Annotated in this window: 18 protein-coding genes; 7 read left to right on the top strand and 11 right to left on the bottom strand. The window is 57.6% G+C overall.

Annotated elements, in window-relative coordinates; translation table 11 throughout:
• Window positions 1-11 precede the first annotated feature (11 nt).
• The 5 genes from ACTJKV_RS16550 to ACTJKV_RS16530 form a co-directional block, all read right to left on the bottom strand.
• A complete protein-coding gene (locus ACTJKV_RS16550) occupies window positions 12-878 on the bottom strand; it encodes a carbohydrate ABC transporter permease (RefSeq protein ID WP_062424173.1) in 867 nt (288 codons plus the stop codon).
• Window positions 879-881: 3 nt separating this feature from the next.
• The gene (locus ACTJKV_RS16545) at window positions 882-1,952 is read right to left on the bottom strand and encodes an ABC transporter ATP-binding protein (RefSeq protein WP_274101382.1); all 1,071 of its coding nucleotides are present in this window, start codon (window positions 1,950-1,952) and stop codon (window positions 882-884) included.
• Between the two features lie 12 nt (window positions 1,953-1,964).
• On the bottom strand, window positions 1,965-3,047 hold the full coding sequence (locus tag ACTJKV_RS16540) for an ABC transporter ATP-binding protein (protein ID WP_274101381.1): 1,083 nt from the start codon (window positions 3,045-3,047) through the stop codon (window positions 1,965-1,967).
• Window positions 3,048-3,134: 87 nt separating this feature from the next.
• Window positions 3,135-4,643: a glycerol-3-phosphate dehydrogenase gene (glpD, locus tag ACTJKV_RS16535; protein ID WP_274101380.1), complete on the bottom strand. Its 1,509-nt coding sequence runs from the start codon at window positions 4,641-4,643 to the stop codon at window positions 3,135-3,137.
• Between the two features lie 82 nt (window positions 4,644-4,725).
• Window positions 4,726-5,523, bottom strand: a complete 798-nt coding sequence (locus tag ACTJKV_RS16530) for a DeoR/GlpR family DNA-binding transcription regulator (protein ID WP_274101379.1) — start codon at window positions 5,521-5,523, stop codon at window positions 4,726-4,728.
• Window positions 5,524-5,904: 381 nt separating this feature from the next.
• On the opposite strand from ACTJKV_RS16530, the gene ACTJKV_RS16525 reads away from it, so the two are divergent.
• The 5 genes from ACTJKV_RS16525 to ACTJKV_RS16505 all read left to right on the top strand — a co-directional run bounded on the left by ACTJKV_RS16525 (window position 5,905) and on the right by ACTJKV_RS16505 (window position 11,746).
• Window positions 5,905-7,503: a peptide ABC transporter substrate-binding protein gene (locus ACTJKV_RS16525; protein ID WP_440599097.1), complete on the top strand. Its 1,599-nt coding sequence runs from the start codon at window positions 5,905-5,907 to the stop codon at window positions 7,501-7,503.
• A 56-nt stretch (window positions 7,504-7,559) separates the two neighbouring features.
• Entirely contained in the window at window positions 7,560-8,483 is a 924-nt protein-coding gene (gene oppB, locus ACTJKV_RS16520) for an oligopeptide ABC transporter permease OppB (protein ID WP_274101377.1), read from the top strand.
• Window positions 8,476-9,606 carry an ABC transporter permease gene (locus ACTJKV_RS16515; RefSeq protein ID WP_274101376.1) on the top strand — a complete coding sequence of 377 codons (1,131 nt, stop codon included), beginning with the start codon at window positions 8,476-8,478 and terminating at the stop codon, window positions 9,604-9,606. The genes oppB and ACTJKV_RS16515 overlap by 8 nt, the downstream gene beginning before the upstream one ends.
• Before the next feature lies 1 nt (window position 9,607).
• Window positions 9,608-11,215 (top strand): ABC transporter ATP-binding protein, encoded by a 1,608-nt coding sequence (locus ACTJKV_RS16510; RefSeq protein ID WP_113180238.1) that lies wholly within the window; start codon window positions 9,608-9,610, stop codon window positions 11,213-11,215.
• 183 nt (window positions 11,216-11,398) lie between these two features.
• Entirely contained in the window at window positions 11,399-11,746 is a 348-nt protein-coding gene (locus ACTJKV_RS16505) for a hypothetical protein (protein WP_113180239.1), read from the top strand.
• A 755-nt stretch (window positions 11,747-12,501) separates the two neighbouring features.
• Here ACTJKV_RS16505 and ACTJKV_RS16500 read toward each other — a convergent pair.
• Window positions 12,502-16,305, bottom strand: coding sequence for a vitamin B12-dependent ribonucleotide reductase (locus tag ACTJKV_RS16500; RefSeq protein ID WP_440599096.1), 3,804 nt, complete (start codon window positions 16,303-16,305; stop codon window positions 12,502-12,504).
• Between the two features lie 755 nt (window positions 16,306-17,060).
• On the opposite strand from ACTJKV_RS16500, the gene ACTJKV_RS16495 reads away from it, so the two are divergent.
• The gene (locus ACTJKV_RS16495) at window positions 17,061-17,639 is read left to right on the top strand and encodes a histidine phosphatase family protein (RefSeq protein ID WP_440599095.1); all 579 of its coding nucleotides are present in this window, start codon (window positions 17,061-17,063) and stop codon (window positions 17,637-17,639) included.
• A gap of 187 nt (window positions 17,640-17,826) precedes the next feature.
• Window positions 17,827-18,294 (top strand): redox-sensitive transcriptional activator SoxR, encoded by a 468-nt coding sequence (gene soxR / locus ACTJKV_RS16490; protein WP_112357923.1) that lies wholly within the window; start codon window positions 17,827-17,829, stop codon window positions 18,292-18,294.
• Between the two features lie 104 nt (window positions 18,295-18,398).
• Here the strand turns inward: soxR and gpt are convergent, their stop codons facing one another.
• The 5 genes from gpt to purC all read right to left on the bottom strand — a co-directional run bounded on the left by gpt (window position 18,399) and on the right by purC (window position 21,364).
• The gene (gpt, locus tag ACTJKV_RS16485) at window positions 18,399-18,896 is read right to left on the bottom strand and encodes a xanthine phosphoribosyltransferase (RefSeq protein WP_062424236.1); all 498 of its coding nucleotides are present in this window, start codon (window positions 18,894-18,896) and stop codon (window positions 18,399-18,401) included.
• Window positions 18,897-19,077: 181 nt separating this feature from the next.
• Window positions 19,078-19,482 (bottom strand): hypothetical protein, encoded by a 405-nt coding sequence (locus ACTJKV_RS16480; protein ID WP_111847113.1) that lies wholly within the window; start codon window positions 19,480-19,482, stop codon window positions 19,078-19,080.
• 66 nt (window positions 19,483-19,548) lie between these two features.
• Window positions 19,549-20,220, bottom strand: a complete 672-nt coding sequence (purQ, locus tag ACTJKV_RS16475; RefSeq protein WP_062424238.1) for a phosphoribosylformylglycinamidine synthase subunit PurQ — start codon at window positions 20,218-20,220, stop codon at window positions 19,549-19,551.
• Window positions 20,221-20,339: 119 nt separating this feature from the next.
• Entirely contained in the window at window positions 20,340-20,582 is a 243-nt protein-coding gene (purS, locus tag ACTJKV_RS16470) for a phosphoribosylformylglycinamidine synthase subunit PurS (RefSeq protein WP_062441600.1), read from the bottom strand.
• 17 nt (window positions 20,583-20,599) lie between these two features.
• Window positions 20,600-21,364: a phosphoribosylaminoimidazolesuccinocarboxamide synthase gene (gene purC / locus ACTJKV_RS16465; RefSeq protein WP_027673419.1), complete on the bottom strand. Its 765-nt coding sequence runs from the start codon at window positions 21,362-21,364 to the stop codon at window positions 20,600-20,602.
• Window positions 21,365-21,583 lie beyond the last annotated feature (219 nt).

Genomic DNA, 21,583 nt, shown 5'->3' with positions numbered 1-21,583 from the left:
GATCTCCTTTCTCACGCATCCGCGTCGCTGTTGGTCATGACGGTGTAGAAGATCCAGGACAGCGCCAGGATGATCAGGAAGTAGATGATCGACATGGCCGCTGCCGGACCAAGGTCGAACTGACCGATGGCCATCTTCACGAGATCGATGGAGAGGAAGGTCGTGGAATTGCCGGGGCCGCCGCCGGTGACGACGAAGGGCTCGGTGTAGATCATGAAACTGTCCATGAAGCGCAGCAACACGGCAATCAGCAGCACGCGTTTCATCTTAGGCAGTTGAATGAAGCGGAAGACGGACCACCGCGAGGCGCCATCGATGCGAGCCGCTTGATAATAGGCGTCCGGTATGGAGACGAGGCCGGCATAGCAGAGCAGCACGACGAGGCTTGTCCAGTGCCAGACATCCATGATGATGACGGTTGCCCAGGCGTCCACCGGGTCCTGCGTGTAGTTGTAATCGATGCCGAGCTTCGAAAGGTAGTGGCCAAGAAAGCCGATATCGACGCGACCGAAAACCTGCCAGATGGTACCGACTACGTTCCAAGGGATGAGAAGCGGTAGCGCCATCAGAACGAGGCAGACCGGAACACCTAGCCCCTTTTTCGGCATGTTCAGTGCGATCAGAATGCCAAGCGGAATTTCGATCGCCAGAATGACGAGCGAGAAGATCAGGTTGCGGATCAGCGCATCCCAAAAGCGTGGCGAGTGCAGCATTTGCACGAACCAGTCGGTGCCTGCCCAGAAGAACTCATTGTTGCCGAACGTATCCTGCACAGAATAGTTGACGACCGTCATCAGCGGGATGACCGCCGAAAAAGCGACGAGCACCAGAACCGGAATGACGAGGAACCAGGCCTTGTTGTTGACTGTCTTGTCCATGGCTCAGGCTCCTGTTCCCACGCGCCAGCTATCGGCATAGATGCCGATGGCCCTCGGATCGAAGGTCACGCGCGGGTCTGCGGGGATTTCACCGTCCTCCGGGACTACAATCGTCAGTGGCTGACCGGCAAAGCTGGAACGCACCACCTTCTGGCGACCGAGGTCCTCGACCTTGGTGATCGAAACGGGCATGCCGTCGCGGCCAAGCGAGATGAATTCAGGCCTGATGCCGAGTTCCGTCTTGGCACCCACATTGACGTCTGGAGCGGAAGACAATGCAATCGTCTCGTCACCAATCTTAGCCTGCGCGCCGTTTAGAGAAACAGGCAGCACATTCATGCCGGGCGAGCCAATGAAGTAACCGACGAAGGTGTGGCTGGGGCGCTCAAACAATTCCGCTGGCGTGCCGATCTGGACGATCTGGCCATCATACATGACGACGACCTTGTCGGCGAAGGTCAATGCTTCGGTCTGATCGTGCGTGACGTAGACCATGGTGAAGCCGAACTGGCGGTGCAGGCGCTTCAACTGCGAGCGAAGCACCCATTTCATATGGGGATCGATGACGGTCAGCGGTTCATCGAAGAGAATGGCGTTGACGTCGTTGCGCACAAGACCGCGACCGAGCGAAATCTTCTGTTTCTGGTCTGCGGTCAGGCGGCGCGCGCGGCGCTTCGCCATGGCGCCGAGATCGATCATCTCCAGGATTTCGTTGACGCGACGATCGACGTCGGGTTCGGAAACGCCGCGGTTTCGCAACGGGAAGGCAAGATTGTCGTAAACCGTCATCGTGTCGTATATAACCGGAAACTGGAACACCTGGGCGATGTTGCGCTGTTCGGTCGGCAAATTCGTCACATCCTTGCCATTGAACAGAATGCGGCCGTCGGACGGATGGATCAGGCCGGAAATGATGTTGAGCAGGGTGGTCTTGCCACAGCCGGAAGGGCCGAGCAGCGCATAGGCGCCGCCATCGCTCCAGTCGTGGTGCACCTCCTTCAAAGCGTAATCGTTGGCCGCTTTTGCTTTCGCGTTATAGGCGTGGCGGATATGGTCGAGACTGATACGTGCCATGTCTCTATCTCCTCACGCGGCAGCGAGCTTTGGGGTTGCAAGGGAGCGGCCATTCATGTCGAAGGCCATGAGATGGCGGGTGTCGAGATAGATGTCGATCTGGCGATCCGGCTCGATGTCGAGAATGCCACGGGTCAGCATGACCCAGCGATGGCCGGCAAAGTCGAGATGGATGAAACTTTCAGAGCCGGCGATTTCCGAGACCAGCGTTTTTGCCTGAAGCTTGGCCGCAGCAGCATTGGTTGGGTCAGGGTAAAGGTGATGCGGATGAAACGCCGCTGTTATCGGACCGTCGGGAATGCCGGCTAGATGAGCCGGCACGGCGAAAGCCGGTTGGTCGTTTTGTAGAAACGAACCGCCTGATTTGGTCAGTTCGACGATGTTTAATGGCGGATCGGCAAAGGTTCTGGCAGAGACGAGATCGACCGGATTGCGATACATGTCGATGGTCGGACCGTATTGGGTAATCTGACCCTGGTTCATCGTCGCAGTGTTGCCGCCTAGAAGAAGTGCCTCCGAGGGCTCCGTCGTCGCATAGACGAAAATCGCGCCGGACGAGGCGAATATCTTTGGCAGCTCCTCACGCAGTTCTTCACGCAGCTTGTAATCGAGGTTGGCAAGCGGCTCATCCAGGAGAACGAGGCTAGCATTCTTGACGATGGCGCGCGCAAGTGCGGTGCGCTGCTGCTGGCCGCCGGAGAGATTAAGCGGCGTCCGCTCCAGATAGGGCGTCAATTTCAACAGGTCGGCCGCTTTTCGAACCTCGCGGTCGATCGTCGCATTATCCTTTTTTGCAATCCGCATCGGGGAGGCGATGTTTTCGTAAACGGAGAGCGAGGGATAATTGATGAACTGCTGGTAAACCATGGCAACGCTGCGATCCTGCACGCGTTTGCCGGTGACGTCGGTGCCATCAAAGACCAGCGAGCCTTCGGTCGGTTTGTCGAGGCCTGCCATCAGTCGCATCAGCGACGTCTTGCCGGACAAAGTCGGTCCAAGCAGGACATTCAGCGTGCCCCGCTTGAGTGTCAGATTGGTGGGGTAGATGTGATAATCCCCGCCCACCATCTTCGCGATGTTGCGCAATTCAAGCATTCTGTCCCGCGGCCTCCTCCACCGGCAAGATGTCTGCAATCAATACGTCTTATGCAGCGCCGTCGCGGCGCGTCCAAATCAGTCGTCTCAGGCAGCCCTTGTCGTCATGTAATCGTTGAGCGCTGCAACTTCCTCCCGGGAAAAATGCAGGCCCTGCTTCGTTCTGCGCCAGAGCACGTCCTCGCTGGTTCTGGCCCATTCCTGTTCCATCAGCCAGGCAACTTCGCGCTCGTAAAGATCCCCGCCGAAATGCCTGCCCAGTGCCTCCACGCCGGTGGCATCTCCCAGGAAGACGGCAGCCTTCGTTCCGTAAAGGCGGACCAGCCGACGGGCATGACGATCCGAAAGAAAGCCGTAGCGGGCCTTCAGTTTCGCCACTTCAGCCTCGTAGCCGGTCGGTGCAAAATCGCCGCCGGGCAACGAACTCTTCGCGGTCCAGGGCGAGCCCTTGGTGCCGATCGCTTCGTTGATCTTTTCCAGAGCATGTTCGGCAAGACGACGATAGGTGGTGAGCTTGCCACCGAAAACGTTGAGCAGTGGTGGCTCGCCGGTGTTCTGTTCAAGCTTCAACACGTAATCGCGTGTTGCTTCCTGGGCCTTGGATGCACCGTCATCATAGAGCGGGCGAACGGCGGAATAGGTCCAGACGATATCGTCCTTCGTCACGGGCTCGGCGAAATACTCGCTGGCTGCCTTGCAGAGATAATCCGTTTCCTCTTCGCTGATCCTCACCTGCGATGGATCGCCGTCATAGTCCCGGTCGGTGGTGCCGATCAGGGTGAAGTCGGTTTCGTAAGGGATGGCAAAGATGATGCGGTTGTCGGGGTTCTGGAAGAAATAGGCGCGCGGATCGTTGAACTTCTTCTTCACGACGATGTGGCTGCCTTGAACGAGGCGTACATTATGGACCTGGTTCTTGCCCGCCGCGTTGGACAATACCTGATCCACCCAGGGACCGGCTGCATTGACCAGCATCCGCGCCTGCACGGTTTTCACATAGCCGCTCTCGATGTCCTGCACGTCGATGGTCCAAAGACCATTCTCCCGGCGAACGGAGATGACTTTCGAGCGGTTCATGATGTCGGCGCCGCGGTCTGCCGCGTCACGTGCGTTCAGCACCACGAGGCGGGCATCATCCACCCATCCATCGGAATATTCGAAGGCCTTGGTGAAGAGCGGCTTCAACGGCTTGCCGGCCGGGTCACGCCGCATGTCGAGCGACTTGGTGGCAGGCAGCAATTTGCGGCCGCCAAGGTGGTCGTAGAGGAAAAGACCAAGCCGGATCAGCCAGGCGGGACGAATGCCACCCTTGTGGAAGGGCAGAACGAAGCGCATTGGCCAGATGATGTGGGGCGCCATGGCCCACAGAACTTCGCGTTCCATCAAGGCTTCGCGCACGAGACGGAATTCGTAATGCTCCAGATAGCGCAGCCCGCCATGGATCAATTTGGTGGCACCAGAGGACGTGCCGGAGGCAAAGTCCTTCATCTCAGCAAGCGTAACCGAATAGCCTCGCCCGGCCGCATCACGCGCAATGCCGCAGCCATTGATGCCGCCGCCGACGACGAAGATGTCGCGAACCGCCTCTTGAGCCACCTGTCCCTACTCCCTGTTGTTGCGCGTGCAAGCCGAACGATTTTTTTGTTGAAGGGAAAATAAAAGGAACTCAAAGCGAATGTCAAACGAAACTATCGTCTATAGTATCTGTATTCGCTGGGGCTGTTTCGATCAGTTGGACGCCTGCTTCTCTGCAGATGTCTCGTATCGACTCCGATGGGCAATGGTCTGTAATGAAGGTCTGAACCTGCGAGAGATGGCCGATCCTCACCGGTGCTGTGCGCTCGAATTTGCTGGAGTCACTGGCGAGAATCACATGACGCGCATTGGCGATGATTGCCTGGGCCACTTTCACCTCGCGAAAATCGTAATCGAGCAAGGCGCCATCCGGATCGATGGCCGAGACGCCGATCACCGCATAATCCACCTTGAACTGACGAATAAAGTCGACTGCCGCCTCGCCGACAATGCCACCATCGGTGCCGCGCACCACACCACCGGCTATGATAACTTCAATGGAGGGGAAGATCCGCAGCCGGTTTGCGACATTGATATTGTTGGTAATGATCATCAGTTCGTGGTGATCGAGAAGTGCGTCGCCGACCGCCTCTGTCGTGGTGCCGATATTGATGAAGAGGGAGGACTTGTTGGGAATAATGTTCGCTGCCGCCTTGCCTATGGCCTGCTTCTCGCTCGCTGCAATCGAACGTCGCGCCTCGTAGCGCATATTTTCGGTGCCGTTGGGGAAAATCGCGCCACCATGAATGCGGTTCAGCGTCCGGTTTTCGCAAAGCTCGTTCAAGTCCTTACGGATCGTTTGCGGGGTGACGGAAAAGCGTGCTGCGAGGTCTTCGACGAGCACGCGTCCTTCAGATTTTGCAAGCTCTATGATCTCGGTTTGACGCGCGCTGAAAAACATCGGATGGCCCCCCTAAAGCCTTTTCGTTTTGTTTCAGTTTAGCCAAAAACGAAAGCCGCTCAAGCGTCCTTCACTTTCTATCTCAATCAGCCCTTCAGCGCAGGGATTCTCCTGGGGGATCGGCCACCTTCAGGTTTGTGGTCATCTTTTTCCACAGCTGGACACGAAATTCAGCGTAAATTTGTCAGTCAGCTAGACGGATTGCGGCTTGACGTATCCTGATATTTTTTCAGCATATTTTGCATCTGCCGCATTGTTGCGCAGTCACGGTTGTGCCTGTTCAAGGGGCAGGTTTGATGTGGCTGAAAATATTGGGGGTTGCGCGTCAAGCCAATATGCCCTTGTTTTAGGCCTCTCAAACTGTCTGGGAGCATTAAAAAAATGATTTCGTTTAAAACGACAACGCGGGCCGCACTTCTTCTTGGCTCACTTCTGATTGGCGCCAGTTCCGCTCTTGCTGAAACCGTTCTGCATCGCGGTAATCCGGGGGAACCCCAAACTCTCGATCAGGCACAGACCTCGATCAATATCGAAGCCTTCATCCTGAAGGACCTCTATGAAGGTCTGACGATTTATGACTCTGCCGGCAAGATTGTGCCCGGCACAGCCGAAAGCTGGAAGCTGTCGGATGACGGCACCGTCTATACGTTCAAGCTGCGCGACAACGCGAAGTGGTCGGATGGCTCTCCGGTCACCGCAGAGGACTTCGTGTTCTCCTACCAGCGCGTTCAGGACCCGAAGACGGCTGCCAAATACGCCAATATTCTCTATCCCATCAAAAATGCCGAAAAGATCAACAAGGGCGAGTTGCCGCTCGATCAGCTTGGCGTGAAGGCGGTGGACGAAAAGACGCTCGAAATCACCCTTGAGCGCCCGACACCCTTCTTCCTAGAGCTTCTCGCGCACCAGACGGCACTGCCTGTCTCCAAGGCAAGCTTTGACAAGAACGGCAAGGACTTCGTCAAGCCGGGCGTCATGGTCTCGAACGGCGCCTATACGCTGCAGTCGCATGTTCCCAATGACAGCCTGACTGTGGTGAAGAACCCGAACTTCTGGGACGCTGCCAATACCAAGATCGATAAGGTGATCTTTTACCCGATCGACGACCAGGCAGCCTCGGTTCGTCGCTTCGAGGCGAAGGAAATGGATCTCGCCTACAACTTCTCGGCCGATCAGCTCGATCGCCTGCGCAAGGCCTATGGCGAGCAGGTCCATGTGTCGCCTACACTTGCGACCTACTACTACACTTTCGATACGCGCGAAGCGCCCTATAGCGACGTTCGCGTTCGCCGTGCGCTCTCCATGGCTGTCGATCGCGACTTCCTGGCCAAGGAAATCTATAGCGGATCGCAGGTTCCGGCCTATTCCATGGTGCCGCCCGGCATGGACTCCTACGGCGAGCCGGCCAAGGCCGATTTCGCAACGCTCTCCCAGCTCGATCGTGAAGACGAAGCCGTCAAGCTGATGAAGGAAGCCGGTTACGGTGAGGGGGCCAAGCCGCTCTCCATCGAAATCCGCTACAACACGAACCCGAACCATGAGCGCGTGGCAACCGCCATCGCCGATATGTGGAAGAATACGTTTGGCGCCAATGTGTCGCTGGTGAACCTCGACGTGGCGTCGCACTATGGTTACCTGCAGGAAGGCGGCAAGTACAATGTCGCGCGTGCCGGCTGGGTCGCCGACTACGCAGACGCGGAAAACTTCCTGGCACTCTCCATTTCCTCCAACAAGACCTTCAACTATGCGAAGTTCAACAACGCGGAATACGACGCGTTGATGAAGAAGTCTTACGAGGAGAAGGACCCGGCTGCCCGCTCCAAGCTGCTGCATGAGGCTGAAACGATCCTTATGAAGGAGCAGCCGGTGGCACCGCTTCTGACCCAGGCCGATCTCTGGCTCGTATCGAATCGCGTCAAGGGTTGGCACGACAATGCTGCCAACGAACACTTGAGCCGCTTTCTGAGCGTTTCCGAATAAGCTGCGCTGGCACGGCGGCTGNGCCCGCCGTGCCATGCCCCGGAGCCTGAAAAGCCATGATTTCATTTGTTCTGCGCCGTCTGGCGAGCGCGGTGCCGACGCTGTTTATCGTCGTCACCATTTCCTTTTTCCTGATGCGTTTTGCACCGGGCGGTCCGTTCAACCTTGAACGGCCCCTGCCGCCACAAACGATGGAAAACCTGATGAGAACCTATCATCTGGATGAACCATTGTGGCGTCAGTATCTGATTTATCTGCGTAATGCCGTCACAGGCGATTTTGGTCCGAGCTATATTTACAAGGATAACACCGTCGCGCAGCTGATCGGCAAAGGCCTGCCTTACTCGCTGGAGCTCGGCTGCTATGCGCTGTTTCTGGCTGTGATCGGTGGCGTCATTGCCGGTACCTTCGCGGCCCTTCGGCAAAACAGCGCCTTCGATTTCTCCATCATGTCGATTTCGACGGTGGGTGTAACGGTGCCAAATTTCGTCGTCGCACCTGTGCTCACGCTTGTTTTTGCGGTTTTCCTTGGCCTTCTGCCTGCCGGCAGCTGGGGCGACGGATCGCTGCGTTATCTCATCCTGCCAATGATTGCGCTTGCTTTGCCGCAGCTTGCGGTTATTGCGCGTCTGACGCGTGGCGCGATGATCGAGGCTCTGCGCATGGACCATATTCGCACCGCCAAGGCCTATGGCCTTCCGGCGAGAAGCGTGGTCGTCTTCCACGCCATGCGCGCTGCCATGCTGCCGGTCGTCTCCTATCTGGCACCTTGCGCTGCAGCGCTTTTGACCGGTTCTGCCGTCATCGAAACGATCTTCACCATTCCAGGTGTGGGCCGTTACTTTGTTCTCGGCGCCATCAATCGCGATTACACGCTGGTCATGGGAACTGTCGTTCTCGTCGCCATCTTCGTCATCCTCTTCAATCTCGTGGTCGATATTCTCTACGGCCTTCTCGATCCGAGGGTTCGACATGACTGATATTTCGACCAATCTTCCACCCCAAGCCGAGGTGCGGAGCCGAAGCCTGTTCCAGCTGGCAGCGATGCGCTTCCGCCGCAATAGGGCGGCGATGGCGGGCTCCGTCATGCTGGTGCTGATCACGCTCTTCTCCTTTATCGGTCCGCATTTCCTCACCCACACCTATGACCAGGTGTTCTCCTCCTACGTCTCCGTGCCACCGAGCCTAGAGCCACGTCCGGATGTGAACAATTTGCAGGAGGTGATGGAAGGTGTTGCAAGCCGTGCCCGTGTCGATCTGAAGGAATTCGCCGTCAGCGGCCAGACCTTCACGGCAACGGTGACATCCAGCAGCGCCATCGATCCGCGCACGACACGCTATTTCGACCGTGCCAACGAGTTCGAAAACACCAAGGTCGTCGCAACGGAAGACGAGGGACGGACACTGAAGCTGGAAGGCGAGGTGAACCGGGAGTACTTCTTCTTCGGCACCGATACCAACGGGCGTGATATGCTGGCCCGTGTCATGCTGGGCGGGCAGATTTCGATCGCGGTCGGGGTTCTGGCGAGCCTCGTGTCGCTCGGCATCGGCGTGGTCTATGGCGCAACGGCCGGCTATATCGGCGGACGCGTCGACAATGTGATGATGCGCTTTGTCGAAATCCTCTACTCGCTGCCCTTCGTCTTTCTCGTCGTCGTCCTCGTGGTGTTCTTCGGCCGAAGCTTCATCCTGATCTTTCTGGTGATCGGGGCTGTGGAGTGGCTGGATATGGCGCGTATCGTCCGAGGCCAGACGCTTGCGCTCAAACGACGGGAATTCGTCGGGGCGGCACAGGCTTTGGGCTTGAGCGACTGGCAGATCATCCGCCGTCACATCATCCCCAATACCATTGGCCCGGTGGTTGTTTTTGTTACCGTAGTCGTGCCGAAGGTCATTCTTCTGGAAAGCTTCCTGTCCTTCCTCGGCCTTGGCGTGCAGGCGCCGTTGACGAGTTGGGGCGCGCTGATTTCGGAAGGCGCCAACAACATGCAGTCGGCACCCTGGCTGTTGATCTTCCCGGCTCTGTTCTTCGTGCTGACCCTGTTCTCCCTCAACTTCGTGGGCGACGGGTTGCGTGACGCACTTGATCCAAAGGATCGCTGACATGACGACATCTGAAACCATATTGACGGTTCGCAATCTCAAGGTGGACTTCACCACGCCGGACGGCATGGTCAATGCCGTCAAGGGCATCGATCTTGATGTTCGCCAGGGTGAGACGCTTGCCGTGGTCGGTGAATCCGGCTCCGGCAAGAGCCAGACGATGATGGGCATCATGGGGCTTCTCGCCTCCAATGGCGTCATCAATGGCTCTGCGAAATATCGCGGGCGCGAGTTGATCGGCCTTCCGGTCGATGAACTCAACACCATCCGCGGCGCGAAGATCACCATGATCTTCCAGGAGCCGATGACCTCGCTCGATCCGCTCTACCGGATCGGTGCGCAGATCGCCGAGCCGATCCTGCATCACCGCGGTGGCAGCAAGAGCGAGGCGCGCGCCCGTGTTCTCGAACTTCTGAAGCTCGTGGGTATTCCCGATCCGGAACGCCGCATCGACAGCTATCCGCATGAGCTTTCCGGCGGGCAGCGCCAGCGCGTCATGATTGCCATGGCGCTGGCAAACGAGCCGGACATCCTGATTGCGGACGAGCCTACGACAGCACTGGATGTCACGATCCAGGCGCAGATCCTCGATCTGTTGAAGTCGCTGCAGCAACGCTTCGGCATGGCTGTGGTGCTGATCACCCATGATCTCGGCGTGGTGCGTCATTTCGCTGATCGCGTCACGGTGATGCGGCGTGGCGAGGTGGTCGAGGCGGGCACGACGGAGGATATCTTCGAACGCCCGCAGGCGGACTACACCAAGATGCTGCTGGATGCCGAACCGAGCGGCCACAAGCCGCCAGTGGCAGACGGCACGCCCGTTGTGCTCTCAGGCCAGAATGTCACCGTCGATTACGACATTCCCGGCGGCTTCCTCTCCAAGGCGAGCGTGTTTCGCGCAGTCGATGGCGTGAATATCAATCTACGCCAGGGCCAGACCATCGGCATCGTGGGCGAATCCGGTTCTGGCAAGTCGACGCTCGGCCGGGCGCTGCTCCGGCTCACCAATGCCAAGGGGCGGATCACCTTTGAGAAGAAGGAGATCACCGGGCTGGATCGCAAAGCCATGCGGCCGCTGCGCCGGCGGTTGCAACTCGTGTTCCAGGACCCCTACGGTTCGCTCTCGCCGCGCCAGACGGTGGGCGAGATCATCACCGAAGGCCTCTTCGTCCATGAGCCGCAATTGAGCCGCGCGGAGCGTGACAAGCGCGCCATCGAAGCGCTGAAGGAGGTCGGGCTCGATCCTGCGGCCCGCAACCGCTATCCGCACGAATTCTCCGGCGGCCAGCGTCAGCGTATCGCGATTGCCAGAGCCATCATCCTGAAACCGGATGTCGTCATCCTAGACGAGCCGACCTCGGCGCTGGACCGGTCGGTGCAAGGCCAGGTGATCGATCTGCTGCGCGAATTGCAGAAGACGCATGGCCTCTCCTACATCTTCATCAGCCACGATCTTTCAGTCATCAAGGCGATCTCAGATTATGTGATCGTGATGAAGGATGGGAAAATAGTGGAGGAGGGAGAGACCGACGCGATCTTCAACGCGCCGTCTGCCGACTACACCAAGACGCTGATCAAATCGGCTTTCACGGCGGATGTCGCAGCCTGACGTGTTGATCCTCAATACGCACTACCAATCTCTTATGCCCCGCTTCGGCGGGGCATTTTATTGTGATCTGCGTGCCGTCCCAAGATCATCGTGAAACAACCATGAAGGAACCAGTGAGACGTCTCGACGTTATAGCGCGGTGAACATTTATGTGTGCCGAAGTAATGGCACTGAGGAGGCAACATGCGGAAGATTATTCAAGTTGCGGGACTTGCTGTTACTATGGCAGTTTCAAGCGTCGCCGTGTCCGGCGTGGTACAGGCGCAGGATGTGGAGCTGCGGATCGGCCCCGATGGCGTCCGCCCGGTTATCCGCGATCGCGACCGCGACCGCCGCGACATGGATCGCCGTGGCCCGCCACGTATGGCGGGTTGCAGCGAACGCGAAGCCCGCGCCGCTGCACGCGCATCCGGCCTGCGCGATCCCGAAGTGGTGCGTATCACGCCACGCCGTGTGGTCGTCGAAGGCGACACCCGCCGCGGCCCCGACACCATCACCTTCGCCAACCAGCGCGGTTGCCCGGAGATTTGATTGTAGGTTTTCAGAAGGTGAGAAAGGTCCGCTTGGGCGGACCTTTTTCTTTGGGATATGGCCTGATTACGAGAGATTCAATTCCGGAAGTTTGGCGGCGTAAACAAGAGCTAGAAATCAAAAAGTGGCAACGAGCTTACGGCCACACCACAGACACTCTTCTCACAGTGCCGCCACTAACCTCAATCTCGACGGCACTCTCAAGATCTCTAGCTTCTTTAGTATAAACCACGATTATATTATCTTTTTCACGTATTATCTCGCCTCGTAAGTAGATCAGATGGGTTTGCCCTCCAACTCCAGGCGGAATTATGTTTAGTATCCGTGAGGCTTGATCTTCATCGCCGAGGAAAAGCTCAATGTCTCTCTCGTCACGGATGCGCACAAACGAAGCGTCCAACGGAATTTCAACAACACAACTCCTCATGAGACTCCTTTAGCGACTCACGTTTGTATTAGACGGCTGGGGGCATCAATTCGTAGCTTCACGACAAATACTGGTGCTTTTGCTTCCAGCTGAGTCTCGAATTTCAATAATGTTTGGTCTCATTGGCTTAAGAGCCTTTTGATATCGAGCTAGTGAAGCGTATTCGCTGCGAACTCACCGCTGCAACCGTTTTTTTGTCGTCGCAGCTCCGTTGTTCTTGGCTCTACTGGAATAACTGATCTGTCTCCTTTAGAAAAAAAGCCCAAGGATGGTTTCCTCGGGCTTTTTTCGTTTTTACAACTCATCAGTCACGCCACTAAATCCTATTTTAGCTGCAACCGCTCGTCGCACCGCACGTATCGCACTTCTCGCAAGTCCCATTCCGGACCATCGTGAAGTTCTGGCACTCGGAGCACATGTTGCCCGTATAACCTTGGGCAATCGAGCGCATGCGGCGTTCGTTTTCCACCTTCTTGGCGTCGGCCTTGGCAGAGGCTGCGTCGGCAGCGGCCTTGTCCGAGAAGAGGCCGGTGGCGCTCTGTTCGGTTTCGACCACTTCTTCTGCAATCTCTTCGGCCAGTTCGCGGGCGCGTTCCTCATAGTCACGCTTGAAGGCGACGACTTCCGAGGTGGCGACTGAGACTGTTGCTTCCAGCTTGCGGGCTGCGTTGCCGGAAATTGCCGTCACATTGGCCGAGGCGCGGGCAGGGGCTGCCGTTGCCGAGCCCTTGATTTCCGCCGAGCCGCGTTCGCTTCCATTGTTGGAGACGAGTGTTGGCTTGTAGCCGCGGGTCAGGCCCTTGGAGACGACATCTGCCTTGCCTTCCGACACGCCGCGACCAAGTGCGGTGTTGGAGAAGTCCGACGTATCGACATGCGCCAGGTCGTGGCGGCCGAGATAGGAGATGGCGAGTTCGCGGAACACGTAGTCGAGGATCGACGTGGCGTTCTTGATCGCGTCATTGCCCGTAACCATGCCGGCAGGCTCGAACTTGGTGAAGGTGAAGGCGTCGACATATTCTTCCAGCGGCACGCCATATTGCAGCCCGAGCGACACGGAAATCGCGAAGTTGTTGATGAAGGCGCGCAGTGCCGAGCCTTCCTTGTTCATATCAAGGAAGATTTCGCCAAGACGGCCATCGTCATATTCGCCGGTGCGAAGGAAGATGGTGTGACCACCGATCTTGGCCTTCTGGGTGTAGCCCTTGCGGCGGGTCGGCAGCTTTTCCTGGCTGCGAACGACGCGCTCGATGATGCGCTCGACGATCTTTTCGGTGATGGTGACGGCCTGGGCTGCCTGTGGCTGAGCCAGCAGCTCTTCCATGGCATCCTCGTCGTCCTCATCTTCCACCAGCGAAGCATTGAGCGGCTGGGAAAGCTTGGAGCCATCGCGGTAAAGCGCGTTTGCCTTCAGTGCCAGCTTCCAGGACAGCATGTAGGCTGCACCGCAATCTTCCACCGTCGCATCGTTCGGCATGTTGATCGTCTTGGAGATCGCGCCTGAGATGAAGGGCTGTGCCGCCGCCATCATGCGGATGTGGGATTCGACCGAGAGATAACGCTTGCCGATCTTGCCGCAGGGGTTGGCGCAATCGAAGACGGACAGATGCTCGTCCTTGAGGAAGGGCGCGCCTTCCAGCGTCATCGCACCGCAGACGTGAACGTTTGCCGCTTCGATGTCCTTCTTCGAGAAGCCGAGATGCTCCAGCAGGTTGAAGCTGATGTCGGAAAGCTGCTCGTCGGAAACCTTCAGCGTGTCCTTCAGGAAGTCCGCGCCGAGCGTCCACTGGTTGAAGACGAACTTGATGTCGAAGGCGCTTTTCAGCGCGCCATTGACGGCGTCGATCTTCTCATCGGTGAAGCCCTTGGCCTTCAGCGAGCCGGGGTTGATGCCAGGCGCCTGGTTCAGGTTGCCGTGGCCGACAGCGTAAGCTTCGATCTCGGCAATCTGGCTTTCCGAGTAGCCGAGCGAACGCAGCGATTCCGGAACCGCACGGTTGATGATCTTGAAGTAGCCGCCGCCGGCAAGCTTCTTGAACTTCACCAGCGCGAAGTCAGGCTCGATACCGGTGGTGTCGCAATCCATGACGAGGCCGATCGTACCTGTCGGTGCGATAACCGTGGTCTGGGCGTTGCGGTAACCGTTCTGCTCGCCAAGTTCGAGCGCCTTGTCCCAGGCAGCAACGGCGTGCTTGATCAGTTCCTGATCGGTGCAATCGGCATGGATGAGCGGAACCGGGTTTACCGACAGGCCTTCGTAACCATAGGCAAGGCCCTGGGCCGCACGGCGGTGGTTGCGGATGACGCGCAGCATGTTGTCGCGGTTCGGCGCAAAGCCCGGGAAGGGGCCAAGCTCGCCTGCCATTTCAGCAGACGTCGCGTAGGACACACCGGTCATGATCGCGGTCAAGGCACCTGCAATCGCACGGCCTTCATCGCTGTCATAAGGAATGCCCGACGACATCAGCAGGCCGCCGATATTGGCGTAGCCGAGGCCGAGCGTCCGGTACTCGTAGGAGCGTTCTGCAATCTGGCGCGATGGGAACTGCGCCATCATCACTGAGACTTCGAGAACAACGGTCCACAGGCGCACCGCATGTTCGTAATCGGCAATGTTGATCTTCTTGGTCGCCGCGTCCTTGAACTGGAGGAGGTTCAGCGAAGCAAGGTTGCAGGCCGTATCGTCCAGGAACATGTATTCCGAGCATGGGTTGGATGCGCGGATGGAACCTGCGGCTGGCGAGGTGTGCCAGTCGTTCATGGTGGTGTTGAAGTGCAGACCCGGATCGGCAGAGGCCCAGGCGGCATGCGAGATCTTCTCCCACAGGTCGCGTGCCTTCAGCGTCTTCATCACTCTGCCGTCGCGGCGTGCGGTCAGGTTCCAGTCGCCGTCGCTTTCGACAGCGCGCAGGAAGTCGTCCTTCAACGAAACAGAGTTGTTGGAGTTCTGGCCAGAGACCGTGAGGTAGGCTTCCGAATCCCAGTCCGTATCATAGGTCTTGAATTCGATATCTTTGTAGCCCTGCTGGGCGAACTGGATGACGCGCTTGATGTAGTTTTCCGGAACCTGATCCTTCTTGGCAGCGCGGATTTCGCGCTTGAGGGCAGGGTTCTTGGCAGGATCGAAGCAATCGCCGTTATCGCCTTCGCAGTTGAGGCAGGCCTTCATGATGGCCTTGAGATGCTTGGCGACGATCTTGGAACCGGTGACGAGGGCGGCAACCTTCTGCTCTTCGTTCACTTTCCAGTCGATATAGGCTTCGATATCGGGGTGATCGGCATCGACGACGACCATCTTGGCCGCACGACGGGTGGTGCCGCCGGACTTGATGGCGCCGGCTGCGCGGTCACCGATCTTGAGGAAGCTCATCAGGCCGGAGGACTTGCCGCCGCCGGAAAGCTTTTCGCCTTCGCCGCGCAGATAGGAGAAGTTGGAACCGGTGCCGGAGCCGTATTTGAAGAGGCGCGCTTCGCGAACCCAAAGGTCCATGATGCCGCCTTCGTTGACGAGATCGTCTTCAACGGACTGGATGAAGCAGGCATGCGGCTGCGGATGCTCGTAAGCGGACTTGGACTTGGTCAGCTTGCCGGTGAAGGGGTCGACATAGAAGTGGCCCTGGCCCGGACCGTCGATGCCATAGGCCCAGTGCAGGCCAGTGTTGAACCACTGCGGCGAGTTCGGCGCGACGCGCTGGGTGGCGAGCATGTAGGCAAGCTCATCGCGGAAGGCGAGAGCATCTTCTTCGGACGAGAAATACTTGCCCTTCCAGCCCCAATAGGCCCAGGTGCCGGCGAGGCGATCGAAAACCTGACGCGCGTCGATTTCCGAGCCATAACGCTCAGCCTCAGGTACATCCTTCATGGCAGCCGTATCGGCAACGGAGCGCCACAGGAAGGACGGGACGTCGTTCTCTTCGACCTTCTTCAGAACCTTCGGAACGCCGGCCTTGCGGAAATACTTCTGCGCCAGAACGTCGGTCGCCACCTGGCTGAACTGCGCCGGCACATCAATATCCGCGAGACGGAACACGACGGAACCATCCGGATTCTTGATTTCGCTGATTGCCTTGCGGAATTCGATTTCCGCGTAGGGCGACTGGCCGGGCTTCGTAAAGCGGCGTTCGATGCGCATCGTTGGTGTCCTTGTCCGTTGGCGCCTGATCGGGCGCAAAATATCGTTCCGGAGTCGCATGGGCCATGCGCCACCAGTTGTCTGCCGATGAATGGAAACGCTCATCCTTGGATGTCGTTCCCTTATGTCGTGGTTATGATGGCTGCAAGCATACTATATATAGTATTAACAGTTTCTTGTCGCCAGACCCCGCCTCACGTTTTGGCAGCTCCCGAACATGGACACGACCTAGCGTTCCTCACCCCTCGTGGTTGGAACGCAAGACATCGCGTGAACAGATACAGGAGAGAACCGCAGATGAACCTGCCGATTCCGTTGCCGCCGCAACATGGATCTACTTTTAGAAAACGTGCTGATTCCGTCAAGGCCTAGTTTGTAAGGGTTCATTTACCACAAGATGTGGTGTGGATAGGGTGTGGAAAACGGGGAAAGAAAAACCTTCCATAAATATCAGGCACTTGCGGCGCATTATGGCTGGCCGCTTCCCTTGCGTGAAGCTTGCCTGCCGTTGCGGAGAGGGCGCTATGGCAGCATTCCGGGAACGTGTCGTTGTTGCGTACAAGCAACAAGTGCCGGCCTGTCCACAAGGTTTGCGATGCGTGGGGCATGCGGAAGCGGTGCGCTACAAGATATAGCGGTACCTGGAAGGGTTTCAGCTCCGGCGCCCACTCCAGAAACGGAACAGAACAACACAATCTTGAAACGACGAGCGAGCTTATCTAACCTCGGATCAACACTCATGGAAGGGATACGCGATGCAAACATCGCTGCCACTTATTTTTCTGGTTCGACACGGCGAGACTGCGTGGTCGGTGTCCGGTCGTCACACCGGAAGGTCGGATATCGATCTGACGCCCAACGGCGAAAATGCTGCAAGATTGCTCGCCGAGCGACTGAAAGGGATAACCACTGATGTGGTGTGGTCGAGCCCGTCTTTGCGAGCGCGCAGAACATGCGAGCTTGCCGGATTTGCATCCGCAATGTCCGTCAAGTCGGACCTCAACGAGTGGGACTACGGACAATATGAAGGCGTCACCACAAAGGACATCCATCAGACGGCGCCCGGCTGGCAGCTTTTCCGTGACGGCGCTCCCGGTGGTGAAAGCATTGAGCAGGTGGGTGTGCGAGCAGATCGCATCATCCAAGATATCAGGGCCAGCGGCATGACCATCCTGATTTTCTCCAGTTCGCATTTTCTGCGCGTGCTGGCAGCCAGGTGGCTCGGGCTTCCGCCTGAACACGGAAGAAGCTTCGTCCTCGATACCGCAACTGTCAGCGTATTGGGCTACGAACACAATATGGAAGAACCAGTCATTCGAGCATGGAATACGTGATCAGTCCCGATCACTGCTGCATGTGATTGATCTCGATATTTTGCAGATCAATTCGCATGTGGCCCTTGGCACGGGCGCTGCCCAGAATCATGCGGAGCGAGAGCGGTTTGTCTGTCATGGATGGATATCCCCTTTCAGCGTTGACCTCCACGTGGTAATGCCTCAAGTAAAGTTGAGGTCAACAGGCATGACGAAAAAACTTCAGCAGATACCTCTGGTTCGCGACCTCTCGGTTGGCGATGTTGCCGAGCGCGCTGGCGTGGCGGTCTCGACGCTCCACTTTTACGAGGCCGAAGGGCTGATCAAGGGCTGGCGCAACAGCTCAAACCACCGCCGCTATGGGCGAGACGTGCTGAGGCGCATCGCCATCATCAAGGTGGCGCAGAGGGCAGGCATTCCGCTGAAGGAAATACAGCAGGCTTTGAACACCCTACCGGATGGCCGCACGCCAACGGGAAAGGACTGGCAGAGGCTTGCCACCCATTGGCAAGCGCAACTGGATGACCGTATCGCGCGGCTTACGCGGCTGCGCAATCAACTCACAGGTTGCATTGGCTGTGGTTGTCTTTCAACTGATGAATGTCCGCTGCGCAATCCGGCAGATATATTGGGAGACAAGGGTCCTGGGCCGGTGCTGCTGGAGCCTGGGGAGTAAGCCAAGAGGTCTCAGGCTTGTAAGGCGATCATCTGGGAAACAGGATCGGACCGCGTCGCGCAAAACCCATCAGGATTTCGCGCGACGCGAATTTTGCGTGGTGATCAGCCGGGCGCGCCCTTGGCAATCGGCTCCTGATAGGTGAAGCCCATGTCCCACGGGAAATAGATCCAGGTGTCCTGGCTCACTTCGGTGACGAAGGTGTCGATGGTCGGAACGCCGGTTGGCTTGGCATAGACGCAGGCAAAATGCGCCTTTGGCAGCATCTCGCGCACTTCCAATGCAGTCTTGCCGGTATCGGTCAGATCGTCGACGACGAGAATGCCTTCACCGGACTTTTCCAACAGTTCTGGAGAGATGCCCTTCAGCAGAACGGTATCGCCCTGATTCAGGTAATCGTGGCGCGTCGCAATGCATACCGTGTCGATCAGGCGGATGTTGAGTTCGCGGGAAATGATCGCTGCCGGAACGAGACCGCCACGGGTGATGCAGACGATAGCCCTGAACTCCTGGTTCAGGCCGGCAAGACGCCACGCCAATGCGCGGGCATCGCGGTGAAACTGATCCCAGGAAACAGGGAAGGCTTTATCGGGAAGGGACATGGTGGGTTTGCCATCTCATTCAATTGCTGATGGCTTTGGCTAATAGCGGCAAGAAACGGCAAAAAGCAAGTCTGTGCGCTTTCGGCGATCATGATCTTGTTGACGGCGCTCGATGCAGAGCCCTGGACTTTCGGGGGTCTTTGAAAGAGGCCACAACCGGTCGTAGCCTCTCTGGTGGATGTCAGCAGCCCTTACCGCCATTCGCCCAACGCTTGATGTCGGCGGAAATGCGCGGTGCATGACCGTCGTTCATGACGGGACCGAACGCCTGGAGGTTTGCCGGATTGCCTTCGGCCTGGACCACCAGCATCGGGCGTGATTCCGGGCTGTTACGTGGAACGAGCAGAATACGGGGGCGACCGGAGAAGGAGTTGAGTTCCGGTGCCAGGCGGTAGGCCTTGAAGGCCGGATCGCCAGACTTGAACCAGCAGGCATTGGCGCCGAGCGCGACGCGCTCCATGACCGGAAGGGCGGCCTGCGACGCGGCCCTTGGGGGCTCAGGCTTTGGCTGGCATGCGGCCAGTGCGAGTGCAGCGAGGGCCAGAGCGGCAATGCCAATGGAACGTCCAGAAAGGATATGGTTCATTCTTCAATCCAGCATGAGCTGCAAAAATAAAGCCGGGCGGATGCGCCCGGCTGGATGTGTCCGATATCAGGCAGCGATCACGCCAAGCGCTGAGGCAAATATGCCTCGGCCATCCTTGCCGCCATGGGCCGCTTCGATCAGGTTTTCCGGATGCGGCATCATGCCCAGAACATTGCCCTTGTCGTTGATGACGCCGGCAATATCATTCAGCGAACCATTCGGATTGGTACCTTCGGCGTAACGAAACACCACCTGGCCATTGTCTTCCATCGCCTTCAACTCGTCGGCTTCGACGAAGTAGTTGCCATCGTGATGGGCAACGGGCGAGCGGATGATCTGGCCCTTGTCGTAGGTGCGGGTAAACTCCGTGTCGTTGTTGACGACCTCGAGCTTGACTTCACGGCAGACGAATTTGAGCGAGGCATTACGCATCAAGGCGCCTGGCAACATGCCGGCCTCGACCAAGATCTGAAAGCCGTTGCAGACACCCAGAACCTTGACGCCCTGCTCCGCCTTTTCGCGGATCGCCTGCATGACGGGCATGCGGGCGGCGATGGCACCACAGCGGAGGTAATCGCCATAGGAGAAGCCGCCGGGGATGACGATCAGATCGACATCCGGAATCTGGGTTTCCGTCTGCCAGATGGTGACGGGCGCCTGACCTGAAATCTTCGTCAAGGCCGCGATCATGTCACGGTCGCGATTGAGGCCAGGAAGCTGGACGACTGCGGATTTCATGGGCCTTGGCTCCGAAATTCAGAGCATTTCCAGCAAGAGTGCCTGCGGTTCTGCATGGAAAATGCGTCAAACAAAGAGTTGAGAGCAGTGGGGGTGAACCATCGTTCACCACACTTGCCCTAGAGGATGGCGATCGCGTAGTTTTCGATGACGGTGTTGGCGAGCAGCTTCTCGCACATCGCCTTCAGGTTTTCTTCGGCTTTCGCCTTGTCGGTGGTGTTCAGTTCAAGATCGAAGACCTTGCCCTGACGGACCTGGCCCACGCCATCAAAACCGAGGCTGCCCAGCGCGCCTTCGATTGCCTTACCCTGCGGATCGAGAACGCCGTTCTTCAGCGTAACAGTCACCCGTGCCTTGATCACCTGATGGTCTCCTGATTTCACTTGACGAGAACCGGGCCTGTGCCGCGGATCGGTTCGTTTTCATTGATGATGCCGAGACGGCGCGCGACTTCCGAATAGGCTTCCACAAGCCCACCCATATCGCGGCGAAAGCGGTCCTTGTCCATCTTTTCCTGCGTCTCGATATCCCACAGGCGGCAGCTATCCGGCGAAATCTCATCCGCAAGGATAATGCGCATCATATCGCCTTCGAACAGACGGCCGCATTCGATCTTGAAATCGACGAGCTGAATGCCGACGCCGAGGAAAAGACCGGAGAGGAAATCGTTGACGCGAATGGCAAGCGCCATGATGTCGTCGAGTTCGGCGGGATTGGCCCAGCCGAATGCAGTGATGTGCTCCTCGGACACCATCGGGTCTTCCAGCGCATCCGACTTGTAATAGAACTCGATGATCGAGCGCGGCAGCACGACGCCTTCATCGATGCCGAGGCGCTTGGAGAGCGAGCCTGCCGCAACGTTGCGCACGACAACCTCGAGCGGGATCATCTCCACTTCCTTGATCAACTGCTCGCGCATGTTCAGGCGGCGGATGAAGTGGGTGGGAATGCCGATCTTGTTCAGATGCGTGAAGACGTATTCCGAGATGCGGTTGTTCAGAACGCCCTTGCCGTCGATGACTTCATGCTTCTTTTTATTGAAAGCAGTCGCATCATCCTTGAAGAACTGGATGAGCGTTCCGGGTTCCGGACCTTCATACAGGATCTTGGCCTTGCCTTCGTAGATTCGGCGGCGACGGTTCATAGTGACATATCTCTTGTTTTAGCGCCGGTGCTGATGGCGGTCGTTTCGTTTCTTGAAGCGGTCCCATAGCGGAAAAGAAGCCATTTCACAATGCGACGGCACGCGGTTGTTTGCAATTCTTCAACCCTGTTTTTGGCTGTTCCAAGGCAACATCTCAAAGTTACGCTTTTTCAATAGTTGTATTCTAGAACAGTGGTGTCCCGATCAAGAGGACGCAAA

The sequence above is a fragment of the Agrobacterium sp. 22117 genome (genome assembly GCF_052045735.1).
Lineage (GTDB): Bacteria > Pseudomonadota > Alphaproteobacteria > Rhizobiales > Rhizobiaceae > Agrobacterium > Agrobacterium cavarae.
This window is presented reverse-complemented; position numbering and strand designations above follow the sequence as displayed.